Source organism: Phascolarctobacterium succinatutens (assembly GCF_958453765.1).
In the GTDB taxonomy this organism is placed as follows: domain Bacteria; phylum Bacillota; class Negativicutes; order Acidaminococcales; family Acidaminococcaceae; genus Phascolarctobacterium_A; species Phascolarctobacterium_A succinatutens_B.
Genome location: NZ_CAUDZA010000001.1, coordinates 60,649 through 75,779, shown reverse-complemented (window position 1 = coordinate 75,779; position 15,131 = coordinate 60,649). Strand labels below are relative to the sequence as shown.

General features: G+C 46.4%; 15 protein-coding genes and 3 tRNA genes. 16 read left to right on the top strand and 2 right to left on the bottom strand.

Annotated elements, in window-relative coordinates:
- The first annotated feature begins 34 nt into the window (after positions 1-34).
- From Q7Q81_RS00340 to thiD, 7 genes are all read left to right on the top strand, one after another.
- Positions 35-1,192 carry a DUF3084 domain-containing protein gene (locus tag Q7Q81_RS00340; RefSeq protein ID WP_304272785.1) on the top strand — a complete coding sequence of 386 codons (1,158 nt, stop codon included), beginning with the start codon at positions 35-37 and terminating at the stop codon, positions 1,190-1,192.
- Entirely contained in the window at positions 1,185-1,595 is a 411-nt protein-coding gene (locus Q7Q81_RS00335) for a pre-16S rRNA-processing nuclease YqgF (RefSeq protein ID WP_304074849.1), read from the top strand. The genes Q7Q81_RS00340 and Q7Q81_RS00335 overlap by 8 nt, the downstream gene beginning before the upstream one ends.
- The gene (locus Q7Q81_RS00330) at positions 1,595-2,224 is read left to right on the top strand and encodes a cyclodeaminase/cyclohydrolase family protein (RefSeq protein ID WP_304272782.1); all 630 of its coding nucleotides are present in this window, start codon (positions 1,595-1,597) and stop codon (positions 2,222-2,224) included. Before Q7Q81_RS00335 ends, Q7Q81_RS00330 begins: the two co-directional genes overlap by 1 nt.
- Before the next feature lie 72 nt (positions 2,225-2,296).
- Positions 2,297-2,386 (top strand) — tRNA-Ser (locus Q7Q81_RS00325).
- A 66-nt stretch (positions 2,387-2,452) separates the two neighbouring features.
- Positions 2,453-2,544 (top strand) — tRNA-Ser (locus Q7Q81_RS00320).
- A gap of 150 nt (positions 2,545-2,694) precedes the next feature.
- Positions 2,695-4,557, top strand: a complete 1,863-nt coding sequence (locus tag Q7Q81_RS00315) for a TonB-dependent receptor (RefSeq protein WP_304272780.1) — start codon at positions 2,695-2,697, stop codon at positions 4,555-4,557.
- Between the two features lie 143 nt (positions 4,558-4,700).
- Positions 4,701-5,513, top strand: coding sequence for a bifunctional hydroxymethylpyrimidine kinase/phosphomethylpyrimidine kinase (thiD, locus tag Q7Q81_RS00310; protein ID WP_304272777.1), 813 nt, complete (start codon positions 4,701-4,703; stop codon positions 5,511-5,513).
- Between the two features lie 69 nt (positions 5,514-5,582).
- Here the strand turns inward: thiD and Q7Q81_RS00305 are convergent, their stop codons facing one another.
- Together Q7Q81_RS00305 and cysE are read right to left on the bottom strand one after the other, a co-directional pair.
- On the bottom strand, positions 5,583-6,971 hold the full coding sequence (locus tag Q7Q81_RS00305; RefSeq protein WP_246869407.1) for an NAD(P)-dependent oxidoreductase: 1,389 nt from the start codon (positions 6,969-6,971) through the stop codon (positions 5,583-5,585).
- A gap of 14 nt (positions 6,972-6,985) precedes the next feature.
- A complete protein-coding gene (gene cysE / locus Q7Q81_RS00300; RefSeq protein ID WP_210684991.1) occupies positions 6,986-7,678 on the bottom strand; it encodes a serine O-acetyltransferase in 693 nt (230 codons plus the stop codon).
- Positions 7,679-8,048: 370 nt separating this feature from the next.
- Here cysE and Q7Q81_RS00295 point away from each other — a divergent pair, with 370 nt between their 5' ends.
- The 9 genes from Q7Q81_RS00295 to clpX all read left to right on the top strand — a co-directional run bounded on the left by Q7Q81_RS00295 (position 8,049) and on the right by clpX (position 15,053).
- Positions 8,049-9,359 carry an amidohydrolase gene (locus tag Q7Q81_RS00295; RefSeq protein ID WP_304272774.1) on the top strand — a complete coding sequence of 437 codons (1,311 nt, stop codon included), beginning with the start codon at positions 8,049-8,051 and terminating at the stop codon, positions 9,357-9,359.
- A 29-nt stretch (positions 9,360-9,388) separates the two neighbouring features.
- A complete protein-coding gene (locus Q7Q81_RS00290) occupies positions 9,389-10,195 on the top strand; it encodes a DUF3100 domain-containing protein (protein ID WP_303709977.1) in 807 nt (268 codons plus the stop codon).
- Positions 10,195-10,641, top strand: a complete 447-nt coding sequence (locus Q7Q81_RS00285) for a DUF340 domain-containing protein (RefSeq protein ID WP_293391126.1) — start codon at positions 10,195-10,197, stop codon at positions 10,639-10,641. The genes Q7Q81_RS00290 and Q7Q81_RS00285 overlap by 1 nt, the downstream gene beginning before the upstream one ends.
- 136 nt (positions 10,642-10,777) lie before the next feature.
- Entirely contained in the window at positions 10,778-11,224 is a 447-nt protein-coding gene (locus tag Q7Q81_RS00280; RefSeq protein WP_021719541.1) for a hypothetical protein, read from the top strand.
- Positions 11,225-11,227: 3 nt separating this feature from the next.
- Positions 11,228-11,515 (top strand): hypothetical protein, encoded by a 288-nt coding sequence (locus tag Q7Q81_RS00275; RefSeq protein ID WP_304272771.1) that lies wholly within the window; start codon positions 11,228-11,230, stop codon positions 11,513-11,515.
- 96 nt (positions 11,516-11,611) lie between these two features.
- Positions 11,612-11,686 (top strand) — tRNA-Gly (locus Q7Q81_RS00270).
- A 177-nt stretch (positions 11,687-11,863) separates the two neighbouring features.
- Positions 11,864-13,147 (top strand): trigger factor, encoded by a 1,284-nt coding sequence (gene tig, locus Q7Q81_RS00265; RefSeq protein ID WP_304272770.1) that lies wholly within the window; start codon positions 11,864-11,866, stop codon positions 13,145-13,147.
- Positions 13,148-13,183: 36 nt separating this feature from the next.
- Positions 13,184-13,777, top strand: coding sequence for an ATP-dependent Clp endopeptidase proteolytic subunit ClpP (clpP, locus tag Q7Q81_RS00260; protein WP_304272768.1), 594 nt, complete (start codon positions 13,184-13,186; stop codon positions 13,775-13,777).
- Between the two features lie 25 nt (positions 13,778-13,802).
- Positions 13,803-15,053: an ATP-dependent Clp protease ATP-binding subunit ClpX gene (gene clpX / locus Q7Q81_RS00255; RefSeq protein ID WP_293391484.1), complete on the top strand. Its 1,251-nt coding sequence runs from the start codon at positions 13,803-13,805 to the stop codon at positions 15,051-15,053.
- The last annotated feature ends 78 nt before the right edge of the window (positions 15,054-15,131 follow it).

Sequence of the window (15,131 nt, the reverse complement as noted above, 5' to 3'; positions counted from 1 at the left end):
AAGACTTGGATGAGTAAGTCATGGAGGTGAGTACTTGGTAGGTATAAGATTAATTATCATTATGGCCATTGTAGGTGGCCTGATTGCCTATCTGGCCGATAAAATGGGCAGTAAAATAGGCAAAAAAAGAATGTCGGTATTTGGCTTGCGTCCAAAGCATACGTCCATATTACTTACGGTACTCGGCGGTACTATTATTGCTGTTCTGACTATCAGTGTTATGGCAATAGCATCACAGAGTGCACGCACAGCTTTGTTCGGCATGGAAAAAATTCAGCAGGAGCTTAAGCTTTTAAACCAAGAAAAGGCAGATACAACTGCTGCACTTGAACAGGCTAAAGGCAAGGTTAACGAGCAGAACAAAAAAATCAGTGAGCTTGATGCTAAAATTCAGGAAGCAGTTGCCGAAAATGATGCAATGGAAATCAAGCTGGCCCAGGTTAATGACATGTACAGCCAGGCACAGAATGAGGTAAATTCGCTTACACATTCCAAGCTGCAGCTGACGAATGAAATTGACGAGCTGGAAAAAACTACCGAGGCTCTGCGTAAGGGTATCATCAATATGCGTGAAGGCCAGGTATATTACCGCGCCGGTGAGGTTGTCTTTGCCGGTATTATGCGTGGCGGTCTGAAGCATGAAGAAAATATGATTCAGATGAACTGGCTGCTGCAAAATGCTAATGAAGCAGCATTGCAGCGCTTGGGTGTCATTCACGATGAGCAAAAGCCTCTGCAGGCTATCTGGATTGGCAAAAATGTTGTCGATAATGCTGTAGCAAGGCTGGATAAAAGCAAGGGTAATATGCTGTTCCGTATCCGTGCCGTTGCCAATATCATAGTTGGCGAGCTGGCAGTATGCGATATTGAAATGGTAGATAATCAGTTCATTTATCCTGACGGAACCTTGATTTTCAGTGAGCAGTATAATCTTGGTAATAACGGCCCGAGCTATGAAAGCGTGCTTATGGAATTCTTGGCGCAGATTAACCATAATGCGGTAAAGGCCGGTGTGCTGCCTGATCCGATGACGGGTAAGGTTGGCAGTATGGATGCTGCTACTATGATTGAAGCAGCTAATTCAATGCGTCGCACCAGAGGCAGCTTTATTCTGCGTGCTTATGCTAAAGGCGATATTACGACAGCTGGACCTGTAAGGGTAAGGCTGGAGGTGGTTCCGGTCAATGAGTAATTATCTTGGCGTAGATCCGGGGCGCAGCAAAACAGGATTGGCATTAGTTGCCGCTGATGGCAAAATCCTGAGCCTGCATATTGCGATGACGGATAATCTTGCTGCAGAGCTGCGACAGTTCGTCGGTTCAGCTAAGCTGCAGGGAATTATTATGGGCAACGGCACAAATAATAAGGCTATAGGCGCAGTTTTGCGTGAGCTTTATCCGGATTTGGTACCGGAGCTTGTCGGTGAAGCATACAGTACGGAAGAAGCTCGTAGCCTGTATTGGCAGGAAAATCCTCCTAAGGGCTGGCGTAAGCTGGTGCCGTTAGGTCTTTTGGTGCCGCCTGAGCCGCTTGATGCATATGCTGCTGTTGTGCAGGTGCGCAGATGGTTGAAGAAAAATGAGGAAATGGATTAATGAATAAGCTTGGCGATTTAAGCTGTAAGGAATTTTTAACTGAGCTTGCAAGCGCTGCGCCCGCCCCCGGTGGCGGCGGCGGCGCTGCAATGGCCGGAGCTTTGGCGGCGGCGCTTGCTTCTATGGTTGCTAATCTGACGATTGGCAAGGAAAAGTTCGCCGAACGCGAACCGGAGGTCAAAGAGCTGCTGAAGCAGGCGGAAGCAGAACGCGTACGTCTTTTGACGCTTGTAGATGAGGATGCGGCTGTATTCAACAGCTTTATGAGTTGTTATAAGCTGCCTAAGACTACTGATGAAGAAAAGGCAGCACGTACAGCGGCAATCCGCGCTGCAGCAAAGCAGGCGGCAACCGTACCGCTGAACATTGCCCGCAGCTCTTTTGCTGTACTGAAGCTGGCAGACAGGTTGGTAGTATCAGGAAACCCAGGCGTGATTACGGATGGTGCCTGCAGCGGTTTGCTGGCGCGTGCGGCGCTGCGCTGTGCGGAGTACAACGTGCGCATTAACATGGGACTGACCAAGGATGAGGCGTGGAACGCGCAGGCTGCAGCAGATCTGAAGCAGCTTTTGGCAGATGCCGAAGCGTTGGAAACACGTTTGCTTGCAGTAACGGATAAAGCGTTGTAATAAGGCTTTATTGCTTGGTGCTTTGTAAGTACTTGACGTAAGCGTGTTTTTAAAGTATAATAAAATTCTAATGGAAAGGTGGCCGAGTGGTTGAAGGCTCTAGTCTTGAAAACTAGCGAAGGTGCAAGCCTTCCGTGGGTTCGAATCCCACCCTTTCCGCCATTAAAAAATTATAATAGGGTCTTGCAATTTAGATAAGAATCTGTTATAATAAACAAGTAGTCTAATGGAGTGGTACTCAAGCTGGCTGAAGAGGACGGTTTGCTAAATCGTTAGACGGTTTACCCCGTGCGTGGGTTCGAATCCCACCCACTCCGCCAACTATGGCAATCGGCTCTTGGAGAAATCCAAGAGCTTTTTTGTTTTTGAAAAGCCTGCATCATCGTGAAAACTTTATTGACAAGCATCCTTAAAAGTGTTATAAATTTATATTTGTTAGATGTTTTATGTACATGAGAGGATGAATATTTATGAGAAAAAATACTGTAATTTCCCTGACGGCTGCGCTGTTGGCTGCGAATATATCTTTTGCGGTACCGGCATTTGCCGATGATTTACAGACATACAATCTTGATACCATGGTTGTTACAGCGCAGCGTGAAAGCAAGCGTGATGTTGATACACCTGCTTCCGTTACAACCGTTTCCCAAAAGCAGCTTGTGGAAACCGGTGCTTCTAATCTTTTTGATGCCTTGCGTTTGCAAAGCGGCGTAACTACCTATTCCTATGGCGGCAGCCAGTCCCTTGGCGGTATGAACGCAAAAATCATGATGCGCGGTGCGAATAAAGGCACTGTGGTAATGATTGACGGTGTTCCTGCCAACATCAATGAAACCTATTATCTGGATTCCATTCCTGTAGAATCTATTGCACGCGTAGAAATTGTTAAGGGCGCTGCTTCTACTCTTTACGGTTCCGAGGCTTCTACCGGTGTTATCAATATCATCACGAAAAAGAAAATGCCCAACACCTTATCTCTGACTAAGGGTGAATACGGTAGGGAGAAGGCAGCACTGACATTGAATGCCGACAAGCTGAATTTTGCAGTAGCGCTGGAGCAGAGTGACCCGATGAAGGGATACAGCAGTAATTATAAGCAGATTAATGATTTAAACAAAAAGTCCTTTACCGCAAGCTATAAGTTTGATGATAATTGGAGTTTTTCACATCAGCACAATGACAGCAAGTATTCCTATGATCAGTATGACAAAACCTGGAGCAAGCTTACCGAGGATGCGAATTACCACTATATTGATGATTTTTCACGCTTACAATATAAGGATGACAGCGTGAGTGCCAATTTGTTTTATAACCGCAGCAACCGCAGAAATCAGACTTACAATGTTAAGGGCTCTAAATGGACCAAGTCCGATCATTTACGCTTTGATACCATAGGCCTTGATCTGCAAAAGCAGATTACCGGTAAATTCGGTGATGTTATTGTTGGTACGACGGTTTCCCGTGATTCCTATAAAAATGATATTACCGTAGCAAAAAACATTAAACCCGGTACGAAGATTAATGAATTCAGAACAAATTATGCTGTGTTTGCACAGCTGTCCAAAGATCTTGGCGCAGGCTATACTGCTACCGTAGGTGCCCGTGAAACTGTTGTAGAGGCCAATAAGCGTTACAATGCTTTTACTCCGCAGTTTGCTTTGCTGAAGAAGCTGGATAACAACAGCAGCTTATATGCAAATGCGGCAAAATCTTTTAAGATGCCTACATTTACCCAGATTTACGGCGGCGGCGGTGCCAACTTTGCGGCTAATCCTTTACTGGAGCCTGAAGAAGGCTGGACCTATGAGTTCGGTTACAAAAAGACATCTAATACAAGCATGTTCAAAGCTGCTTTGTATTATATGGATTTGGATACTATTGAGTACGAAGGCAAGGGAACCAGCTCCAATCCGTATGTGACACGTAATATGTCCTTTAAAAACAAAGGTCTGGAAATGACCTATGAGAAGGATTTCGGCAGCAAATACAGCTATTCTCTGGGCGCTAATTTCTGCAATCCTATGGGTAAAAATAAAAAAGGCGTATGGGAGCGTAAATTTGCACGCGAGCAATACAATGCCGGCATTAAATACCATGATGCTAAGTTCAATGCTGCGCTGACAGGCATGTTTACTACAGACAGAGCCAGCGGCTGGGGCGATTTGCTGCCGGTAAACTTTATTGCCGGCTATAAGTTCGATAAGAGCAGCAGTGTAGAGCTTGGCGTGGAAAATATCTTCGACAGGGATGATATCGTAAGCAATCCGGGCTCCGCTACCAAGTATTACTGCCTGCCGCGCATGGTGCATGTGACCTATACTTATACATTCTAAACATAAATAGGTTGCTATGTTTCTAGGGCGTTTTGTTTGCAAAGCTTTTATCTGACTATATTAAATATCCATAAATTGAGCTTATTCATATGCCAGTCGATAGGTTATAATGATTACATTATTAAAGTGAAGGAGTGTGTCTTATGACCTTGATGAATAAAGCATTGACAATTGCCGGCAGCGATACAAGCGGCGGCGCCGGTATGGAAGCGGATATTAAAACTATGGAGGAGCTGGGCGTTTATGGTATGCCTGCGTTGACTTGCATTGTTACTATGCATCCTACTACTTGGGAGCACAGCGTATTTCCGTTGCCGTTGGATTTGGTAGAAAAGCAGCTGGTGACAGCGATTGAAGGCGTTGGCATCAATGCGATGAAAACCGGTATGCTGGGAAGTGCTGAGCTGGTAGAACTGGTTGCAGCTACGATTGATAAGTACAATTTGCAGAACGTTGTTATTGATCCGGTTATGGTCTGCAAGGGCTGTGACCTGATTCTGGTGCCGGATGCGGCAGAATCTATCAAAAAGCTGCTGATGCCGCGCTGCGATGTTATTACCCCGAATACCGTGGAAGCTGCTTATCTTGCAGATATGCCTGAGGTTACTACCGTAGAGCAGATTAAGGAAGCAGCAGAGAAGATTGTTGCTGCCGGTGCGAAGAGCGTTGTTATCAAGGGCGGCGAGCGTCTGAGCGACAATTCCGCAATTGATATTTTTTACGATGGCAAGGAATTCACAGAAATGGCTGTGCCGAAGATTTATCCTTCCTACAACCATGGCGCAGGCTGCACCTTCTCGGCAGCAATCACTGCAGGTCTGGCAGACGGCCTGAGCATGAAGGAAGCTGTGCTGCAGGCGAAGAAGTTCGTTACCGCTGCGCTTAAGCATGGCTTTGCTATCAATAACATTGTCGGCTGCACCAATCATACCGCGTATAGAAAATATAGCGAATAAAAGAAATAAAACCGTCATTTCCTCAGATTATTGGGGAAATGACGGTTTTATTGTATGCAAAAATGCTTATTACAGAGTAGTGGAATCCATAGTGCAGTCTTCCAGCAGCTTTTTGGCATCAACGTATTGTGCAATGCCTGCAGCTACCTTCTTCGATTCCTTCATTGCCAGCACGACGGTAGCAGGACCATGTACCACATCGCCGCTGCTGAAGACACCGGCGCGGGTAGTCATGCCGTAGGGACGGTCACGGGTGATAACAAAGCCCTGCTTATCAACCTGAATGCCTTTGGTACTGGAAACAATGCGTGCTGCCGGTTTTTGGCCTACTGCGAGAATTACGCAATCGCAGGGGATAAGCTCCTGGCCACCTTCCGCGATAAACTCACCATTTTCGGTTTTGGTGATGTTTTGCAGCAATAAGCCGGCTAATTCGGTTTCGTCCGCTGCCGTAGCCTGTCGGCGGATATTCTTTAAGGCGCGCATCTGCTTCTTGTTGAAGTAGGCGATAGGCTGCTTCAGGAAGCGGAACTGTACACCTTCGGCAACAGCGGCTTCATATTCGGATGGAAAAGCAGAAATTTCAGCTTCAGTTTTGTGGTAGACGATGGTAACATTTTTTGCGCCGCGGCGGATAGAGGTGCGGGCCGCATCCATAGCCACGTTGCCTGCGCCAACAACGATAACGTTGTCACCGGTGTGCAGCAGTGTTTCGCTGGCATCCAGCTTGCCTCCGTCAGCCAGTACAACCATACGCAGGAAGTAGGTTGCTGTCAAAATACCGGACAGCTCCTTGCCGGGGATGTCCAATGTGCGCGGCAGAGAGGTACCTGTGCCCATGAAAATTGCATCATAGCCTTGGGCAAAAAGGTCATCTACGGTAAAATCTACGCCGGCAAGCTGCTTGGTGCGGATTTCCACACCGATATGTTGCAGCTCGCTGATTTCACGGCGGACAACATCTTTTTGCAGACGGAATTCCGGAATGCCGAAAAGCAGTACGCCGCCCGGTTCGCTTTGTGCTTCGAAAATAGTAACATCAAAGTCCATTTTTGCCAAATCACCGGCAACGGTAAGACCTGCAGGGCCGGAGCCGATTACGGCAACCTTACCGCGCAGCTTGCTTGAAGGCTGCGTGGGCTTCAAATCATTGTTGTGGGCAAAGTCGGCAATGAACATTTCCAGACTGCCGATTTCGATACCGCATTTCTTTTTTGTCAGCACGCAATGTGCTTCGCACTGACGCTCATGCGGGCAGACACGTCCGCAGATAGCGGGCAGATTGCTGCGTTCGGAAATAATCTCGTAGGCCATACCGATATTACCTTCGCTTAAGGCACGGATAAAGCCGGGAATATTGTTTTCAATCGGACAGCCGGTGCGGCACGTAGGGCGCGCACAGTTCAGGCAGCGGCGTGCTTCCTGAATGGCTTCTGCTGTGGTCATTGTTCTGCTCATTTTTCTACCTCTTTTTAGTCAGAATGCTTACTTTGAGTGTCATAAATAAGATTTTCCAATTCTTTGAGGCGGCCATTTATTTCTTCCATGTGCTTGGCAAGCAGCTCTTCATAATCTGCTACCGGATCAGGCAGCTTATCATGGTTCAGGTCAATCATGCTTTCGGCATCATTGTTGGAGGCAATACGTACACCATTGCGTGTTACAACACGTCCGGGTACACCAACAACGACGGAATTTGGCGGAACCTCTTTAAGAACTACGCTGCCGCTGCCAATTTTGGAATTGTCGCCTACCTTGAAGGAACCGAGCACCTTCGCACCGCTGGAAACAACAACATTGTTGCCGATGGTGGGATGGCGCTTGCCCTTTTCCTTGCCGGTACCGCCGAGAGTAACTCCCTGATAGAGCGTGACGTTGCTGCCAAGCTCAGCGGTTTCGCCGATAACAAGTCCCATACCATGGTCAATAAAAAGACCGGGGCCCAGTTTAGCACCGGGATGGATGTCTATACCGGTAAGAAAGCGGGAAAATGTATTAAGCAGGCGTGGGAATACTACCCAGCCTTTCAGATAAAAGTGATGCGCTATACGATGGAGCCAGATGGCATGTAGCCCGGGATAACACAGTGCGGCCTCCAGTCTTGTTTTTGCGGCCGGGTCGCGCAGCATAATGGCATCAATATCTTTTTTCATCTGAGCAAACATGTCAAGACTCCTTTCCTTATATTATATCAACATGTGCTGTAGTTGTCAGCAGTCAACTGTTTTAAGTCGGATTCTTTCTGCCGACAAATACCATTTTTATATTTTAGCACAGATGTCGGTAAAAGGTAAACAGAAAAACTGTAAAACTTAGCAAAAAAGTAGGGAGTAAACATTTTAGAGCATGTATTTAGTGGACAATATTCTGAAAACTAGCTGATATTGCATCAAATTGCACATTATGAGGCAACGATTTTTTTAGCGGATATTCTTATTTGACTTTACCTATAAGTATGATATAATTGAGTCAAATACTTAATTTTTTTTATTAATGTACGTGTCAAATAGACAGGTACGTTGGAGGCGCACTGAAATGACAAAAGAAATTTTAAAAGAAAAGGCATGTGCGGCAATTGACGCATATGCGGACAAGATAAAGGCTATTTGTGCCGGCATCAACGATGAACCGGAATTAGGCTTTAAGGAAGTCAAGACTGCTGCCAAGGTTGCGGAATTTATGCATGACTTAGGCTTGGAGCCGCAGACAGGCTTGGCAATCAATGGCGTTAAGGGACGTGCCAAGGGCGGCAAGCCCGGTCCGACGGCAGCAGTTCTGGGTGAGCTGGACGCGGTTGGCTGCCCGACAAGTCCGAAGGCAGACCCGGCCACAGGCGCAGCGCATGCCTGTGGCCATAACCTGCAGATTTCCGCCATGCTTGGTGCTGCTTGCGGTATCGTAAAATCCGGCGTGCTGCCGGAGCTTGCAGGTGACGTTGTGTTCTTCGGCGTTCCTGCTGAGGAATATATCGAAATTGCGTACCGCAAAAAATTAGTGGAGTCTGGCAAGCTGCATTTTATGAGCGGTAAGGGCGAACTGATTTATGAAGGTGCTTTTGATGATATTGATATGGCCATGCAGATGCATGCCGATAAAAATATGCCGAAGCCTACGGTTTCTATCGGCGAAAGCAGCAACGGCTTTGTAGGTAAAACCGTTCGCTATATCGGCAAAACCGCTCATGCAGCCGACGCTCCGCATGAAGGTGTCAACGCGCTGAATGCTGCCTGCCTGGGCCTGATGGGCATCAACGCTTTGCGTGAAACCTTCCGTGAGCAGGATGTTGTGCGTGTACACCCTATTATTACTAAGGGTGGTGACTTTGTAAATTCCGTGCCTGATGATGTACGCCTGGAGCTGTATGTGCGTGCGAAAACCATGGATGCTATTGATTCCACACATACACGCGTTGACGCAGCACTCAAGGCTGGCGGCGATGCTGTCGGTGCCAAGACTGTTATCGAAACACTGCCCGGCATGTTCCCGTTGAGTTGCAACAAGCGTATGAATGAGCTGTTTGCAGCCAATGCTAAAATTGCTTATCCGGATGTAGAGATAAAGGATGCCGGTCATTTCAGCGCCTCTACCGATATGGGTGACGTATCACATCTGATGCCTGTTATCCATCCGTTTATCGGCGGTACGGACGGCCTGCTGCATACACCTGACTTCCATATGGTAGATTTTAATGCTGCTGTACTGCTTCCTGCCAAAGCCTTTGCCATGATGTTGATAGATTTGCTGTATGATGACGCTAAGGAGGCTAAGGCTATCTTGGCGGATTTTAAGCCGATTCTTACCAAGGAAGAGTACATTGCAAAATTGGAGAGCTATTTTAATAAGTAAAATAGAAATAATTTGTGGGAGGGAATGTAATGAAGAACATTAAATTACATGCCATAATTCTGGCGCTGATTATAGTTTCCGAGCTAATCGGCACTCATACCCTGAAGTTCGGTATCGGACGCATCGTGCTGCTGCCGATGCTGTACGCTCTGCTTCTGGGCATTTTGACAACACCTAAGTTTTTGAACTTGTCCGGTAAAAAGGAAATGCTGGATGCCAGCAGTCTGGTTGGCGTAACGCTGATGCTTTTGATGGCACGCTACGGTACGCTGGTAGGTCCGACTCTGCCGAAGATTCTGGCTGCTTCTCCGGCGCTGATTCTGCAGGAGTTCGGTAACCTCGGTACTGTGCTTTTGGGCGTACCGATTGCTGTTTACCTGGGCCTGAAGCGTGAAACCATCGGTGCGGCGCATTCTATCGCCCGTGAGCCTAACGTTGCGCTTATCGGCGAAAAGTTTGGCCTGGACAGCAGTGAAGGCCGCGGCGTTATGGGCGTTTATATTGCCGGCACTGTTTTCGGTACTATTTTCTTCGGCCTGATGGCCAGCGTTGCTGCTTCCGTATTGCCGATTCATCCGTATGCATTGGCTATGGCCTCCGGTGTAGGCTCTGCCAGCATGATGACGGCTGCTGTAGGCTCTTTGGTTGCTATGTATCCTGATATGGCTGACCAGCTGGCAGCCTTCGGCGCAGCAAGTAATATGCTTTCCGGTCTTGACGGTCTGTATATGTCCGTATGGCTGGGCCTGCCGATGACCGAATGGCTCTATAAGAGATGCTATAAGATAAAATATGGCGTACTGCCAGAAGCTGATAAGAAAGGAGAGGAAGCATAATGAAAATTAAAGATACAATTATCATTTTGGCTATTGTAACCTTCATGAGCTTGTTCTCCAACGTATTGGGAACCAAGGCTGATATTATCCAGTCTATTCCCGGCCTGCTTATTTTGGCGGTTATTGCTTTTGTCGGTATGCTGATGTCCAAATATATCCCCGGCGGTATTCCTGCAGCAGCATGGGTTGTAACCTTGGGCTGTATTCTGACTATCCCCGGCGTTCCGGGCAGTGATATTGTCAATGGTTATGTAAAAAATGTTGGCTTTGTGGCTCTGTGTACGCCTATTTTGGCTTATGCCGGTGTATCCATAGGCAAGGATCTTGACGACTTTGCCAAGACCGGCTGGCGCATTGTTATTCTGGCAATCGTTGTCTTTGTAGGCACCTATATTGCCAGCGCGATTATCGCTCAATGCATTTTGAAGGCTTTGGGACAAATTTAAAAGAATTGCTTTTGAACCGGCATCTGCTTGATGCCGGTTTTTTTAAAGCTTGCTGCTTATTGTATACATGCTTTTTTGTTGAAATAATCTGCAAGTTAGAGTAAAATATGACTATAAACCATGAGGAGGTATCACTATGTCTGAAATCTTAGCGGAAGCAACTTTTCCGAGTGTAATCCATAATAATGAAGTTTGCGAAGAAATCGTTAAATGGGGCAATAAAAATGGTTTCCCCCTGCAAAAAGCAAAATTATATAATAAAATGGATGGTTATGTAGGCTTTTCTCCAGATAATTATTTCATTAAGGCAACCCGTCTGCCGCCTGTTCCCGGCGGTTGGAAAGTTGTTGTAGAAAAATATGAGGCTGAAAGCCGCATTATTCCTTTGAATGTTAAGCCCGGCACCAATGAGGTTAACCGTTTTATCCTGAAAATGATGGATGAATATGTTAAGGAAGGCCTGAAAATGGAGCTGAGTGACGAGGTTTATGAATCCTACGGTACTTACCTGCGTGATTTGAAGGTTACCGGTCACACCGTATTGATCAACACCTTTGAAGATTTTATCGAAAACATGCGTTAAGCTATGGCCGGTGTTTTGGAAAAACAGCTGGCGCGGGCGCTGGATATACGCCTTGCGGTTTTCGCATCCAAGGCAGCAAGCGGCAGCCTGCTGCATGATGAAATGTCTTTGCGCGCTGCTGCCTATATGGCCAGCGAAATCATTATGCCCTGCTGCTGCATGATGTGCAACAAGGCTAAGCTGGAAGCATTGCTGTCACAGACGAAGTTATGTGCGGAGAACAAAGAATTGACGCAGCGTCTGGCGGCGCTTGTCTATGATGATTTGGCGCGTTGTAATGGGTTAGGATAGGGCTGAGAAAAAAGTTGAAAAAAATCTCAACTTTTTTCAAAAAGGTGTTGACAAAAACACGGTAATGCCTTATACTTATATTCGTTGCTGATGCATGCGGAAATAGCTCAGTGGTAGAGCACCTCCTTGCCAAGGAGGGGGTCGCGAGTTCGAATCTCGTTTTCCGCTCCAATTAAAAATTTGCCCGACAGATTGAGTCTGTCGGGTTTTTTGGTATTGTCAAGAAGCGAGCATTGTGATATGATATTATGAGCGATTTATGTCAGCACATTTTCGCTAAGGAAGGCTGACAGTTTAATCCGATTATATTATTTTTTACCCACATAAATTTAAGGGAGGATTTTATTAATGAACGTTACTGTTGAAAGAGTAGAAAATGAGGCAACTTTAAAAATTACCGCTCCGGCTGCTGAGGTAAACGCAGGCTATAAAAAGGCTGTACAAAAAATTTCTGACCAGGCAAATATCCCTGGCTTCCGTAAAGGCAAAGCTCCGCGTGCTATCATTGAAATGCACTATGGCAAAGAAGCTGTAAAACAAGAAGCTTTTGAAATTGTTGCTAACAAAGCATACAGCGAAGCTCTGGACCAGGAAAAACTGATCCCTGTATCCGATCCTAAAGTTGAAGAATCTACCTTCGAAGAAGGCAAAGATATGGAACTGACCATTAAAGTAACCCTGAAACCGGAACCGGAACTGGGCGAATACAAAGGTCTGCATGTAGAGAAAAAAGAAGTTGAAGTAACCGACGAGCAGGTTGACGCTCAAATTAAAGACATGATGGGCCGCGACGCTAAAATGGTAGTTGCTGAAGAAGGCGCTGTAATTGAAAAAGGCGACTTCGCTATCATCGACTTTGCTGGTACCGTTGACGGTGAACCGTTCAGCGGCGGCGAAGGCAAAGGCTATCCTCTGGAAGTTGGCTCCAACTCCTTCATCCCCGGCTTCGAAGATCAACTGGTTGGCCTGTCCAAAGGCGATTCCACTGACGTAGAAGTAACCTTCCCGGAAGATTACTTTGTTAAAGACCTGGCTGGCAAAGAAGCTATCTTCAAAGTAAACATCCAAGACGTAAAACGCAAAGAGCTGCCGGAACTGAACGACGAATATGTTGCTTCCAAGACCGACTTCAAAACTGTAGAAGAGCTGCGTGCTAACTACAAAGAGCGTATGCAAAAAGCTGCTGAAGCTAACGCTAAAGCTGAATACGAACATGAACTGATTGACCTGGCTGTAGCTAACGCTAAATTCAGCGTTCCGGAAATCATGATCGAAGACAAAATCAGCCAAATGGTTGAAGAAATGAAAATGAGCCTGGAAAGCCGTAAAATGAGCCTGGACATGTACATGCAATACACCGGTTTGGACATGGCTAAAATCCGTGAAAACCAACGCCCGGTTGCTGAAGAAAACGTTAAGACCGACCTTGTTCTGGACGCTATCGCTAAAGCTGAAGACATTCAGGTTGACATGGCTGACGTTGATGCAGAAATCGCTGCTATTTCCGCACAACACGGCGCTTCTCCTGAAGAAGTTAAGAAAATCATCAAAGGCAACGGCACCATGGGCCTGCTGCTGGCTAACATCCTGCGCCGCAAAGCTGCTCACGTTGTTATCGACAGCGCAAAATAATTTTGGGTTATACTTACAGTAAAGGAGTGTGACAAAATGAATTATGTGCCTATCGTTGTTGAACAATCTAGTCGTGGAGAACGTTCCTATGATATTTATTCACGTCTTTTGAAGGATAGGATTGTTTTCGTTACCGGTCCGATTGATGACAATATGGCAAATGTTGTCATTGCTCAGTTATTGTTCCTTGAGTCCGAGGATCCGGACAAAGACATCCATCTGTATATTAACAGCCCCGGCGGAAGCGTAAGCGCCGGCATGGCTATTTATGATACGATGCAGTATATTAAGCCTGACGTTTCTACTATCTGCATGGGCATGGCTGCCAGCATGGCATCTGTGCTCCTGGCAGCAGGCGCGCCGGGCAAGCGTTTTGCATTGCCGTATTCCCGTGTTATGATTCATCAGCCCTTGGGCGGTGCACAGGGCCAGGCAACGGAGATTGAAATCCATGCCCGTGAAATCCTGCGTATCCGTGAAGAAATGAACCAGGTACTGGCAAAGCATACCGGTCAGACAGTGGAAAAAATTGCTGTCGATACCGAGCGCGATCATTATCTGACAAGCAAAGAAGCTAAGGAATATGGCCTGATTGATGAGGTTGTTTCCCGTAGTAAATCTGCAGAGTAAGATATACTATAAGGAGATTTAAAATATGAATTTTGATGAAGGACATGATGGAAAACCATGCTGTTCCTTTTGCGGCAAGCGTGAAGGTCAGGTAAAAAGACTGATTTCCGGTCGTGGTGTATTTATCTGCGATGAGTGTGTCGACTTCTGCAAATCCATGCTTGACGAGGAAAAAGAAAGCGATGCTGCCGAGCAGTTGGCTAATGCAGCTGATCTGCCGAAGCCTCAGGAAATCAAGGCAATCTTAGATGAGTATGTTATTGGTCAGGATGAGGCTAAAAAAACCTTGTCCGTAGCAGTATATAATCATTACAAGAGAATCAACTACGAAATTCAAAATCCGGAGTCCAAACGCGACTTGGAGCTGCAGAAATCCAATATTCTGATGCTCGGCCCTACCGGCAGCGGCAAAACACTGCTCGCCCAGACTCTGGCAAAGATTCTGCAGGTTCCCTTTGCTATTGCTGATGCTACTACCTTAACGGAAGCAGGCTATGTAGGCGAGGATGTTGAAAACATTCTGCTTAAGCTTATCAGCAATGCCGATTATGACATTGAAGCTGCTCAACGCGGCATTATCTATATCGACGAGATTGATAAAATTGCCCGTAAATCTGAAAACGTTTCCATTACCCGTGATGTTTCCGGTGAAGGTGTTCAGCAGGCTCTGCTGAAAATCCTTGAAGGTACTGTTGCCAGCGTTCCGCCTAAGGGCGGACGTAAGCATCCGCATCAGGAGTTTATCAATATTGATACAACTAATATCCTGTTTATCTGCGGTGGTGCCTTTGCAGGACTGGAGCATATCATCAATGCCCGTGTTGGTAAGAAAAACTTGGGCTTTGGTGCTGATATCCGCCGTAAGGAAGAGGTTGATAATGAGGCTGTATTTGCCAAGGTATTGCCTGAGGATATCATGAAGTTCGGTATTATTCCGGAATTTGCAGGACGTATGCCGGTAGTAGTAACACTCAATCCGCTGGATGAGGCTGCACTGGTACAAATACTGACTGAGCCGCGTAATGCGTTGGTTAAACAATACCAGCGTTTCCTGGAAATGGATGGCGTGGATTTGGAGTTTGAGCCGGGTGCTCTGACTGCTATTGCTGAGGAAGCATTGAAACGTAATGCCGGAGCGCGTGGCCTGAGATCTATTATTGAATCCACCATGCGTAACGTAATGTATGATGTTCCTTCCCGTGATGATGTAACAAAGTGCATTGTTACTGAAGCTACTATACGCCAGCATTGCGAGCCGCAAATGCTTACAAAATAACAAAATATCTAAGGGGGAAGGATTAATATACCTTCTCCCTTATTTTATCGCTGTGGCAAGTATGCCTGTAAGCGTACT